The following is a 1,569-nucleotide window of genomic DNA, read 5'->3' as shown; positions in this document are numbered from 1 at the left end:
AATACTAAAGCTAGTTCAGCAAGTGTTTATGCTCCTCAAGCTAGGATTAATACGACTGTAAGTGGTTCAGAAACTAACACAATCAACATTTCTGATTCAGGTCCGCATACCATAATAATTCAATCAGGTGGAACTCTAGGTAATATAGGTAATAACAATAAAATCATCTATGCCCATGCTAGTGGTAACAACACTCTTACTCTTACTAATCTTACCAATAAAGGAACTATTAACGGTAAGGTAGCTGTAGAACATGATCAAGGTTTTGCAGGAACCATCACTGTTAACACCTTTGAAAATACAGGTCAAGTTAATGGTCAAATTTATATGGGAATTTGGGGAGGTCAGGGAACTCTCACTGTGGAACAGTTTAATAACAGCGGAACTATAGCTTCAAGCGATAAAGGAGTTTTTTTCCAAGGCCTTGCTAATAATAAATCCACGATTAATAATTTTAACAACACTGGAGTTATAACAACTTCAACAAATAAAGAAGCTGTTCAGTTTAATTATACCGATGTTAAAACCATTACCAATAATGGAAACATTAAAAGCGAAGGACATAGAGGTATAAGCATAAATAATTCAAGTGTACAAACTCTTAATAATAGTGGCACTATTCAAACCAGCAATCAAGATGTAAAAAACTGGGATACACAAGCAATATATATTGGCAATTCTACAATCCAAACATTTATCAATAGCAAAAACGGAATCTTAAAAGGTGATGGAAGAAAAGATCCAGGAGGACCTAATGGGGCTGCATTTGCGAGCTCTGGGGTTAATCTTCAAGCTTCTACTATAAAAAATTTTGATAACTCAGGCATTCTTTCGGGAAGAGTAGGTATAAATATATCAAGTACTACTATAGATAATTTTAAAAACACTGGTACTATAGAAGGAACATCTGGAGCCAAACAATTATCAGGAGCAGTATTCATTCAAAGTTGGGGAACTTCAAGCTCCACTATTAAAAATTTTGAAAACACAGGCCTAATCAAAAATCAAAACGCTAATGCTATCTTCATAGGTGATGGCAACAAGATAGAAACCCTTACAAATAAAGGAACTATAGAAGCAGGCAACAATGGTATAACTTTTTATGCATTTGATACAAATAAAAAGCCCGTTAATATTGGTAAAATCACTATAGAAAGTGGTGGTGTTATTAAAGCAGGCAATGATGCAATCCATATAGATGGAAGTAAAAATGGTATTGAGGGTGAAGGCATTGAAGTTAAAGCAGGGGGTAGATTAGAAGGTGGTAATGCAGGTATTTATATAGGTGGCGGTAAGCAAGTAAATACTAGCATCAATGTATCTGGAACTATCCAAGGTGGTAATGGGGGTATTATAAATACTGGAACCATTGGACAAAAAGATACAGAAGTTCAAACTCACGGTATCACTATTGAAAATGAAGGTCTTATTGCTTCTGCAAAAGGAAGTGGTATTTTAAATACTGACAATGGAATTATTTATGGTAATATTTTCAATAAAAGTAATAATAATTTAAGTTTAAAAAATGATTCTGATGCGACTATTACAAGTGGTATTAAAAATGAAGGT

The 1,569-nt window shown here is 33.9% G+C and carries 1 pseudogene; it reads left to right on the top strand.

What is annotated here, in order from left to right:
* Positions 1-1,569: pseudogene (locus tag AJ932_RS10450) on the top strand (hypothetical protein); the annotation flags it as partial.

The organism is Campylobacter sp. BCW_6873 (genome assembly GCF_001762365.1).
Classification (GTDB): Bacteria; Campylobacterota; Campylobacteria; order Campylobacterales; family Campylobacteraceae; genus Campylobacter_D; species Campylobacter_D jejuni.
This window is presented reverse-complemented; position numbering and strand designations above follow the sequence as displayed.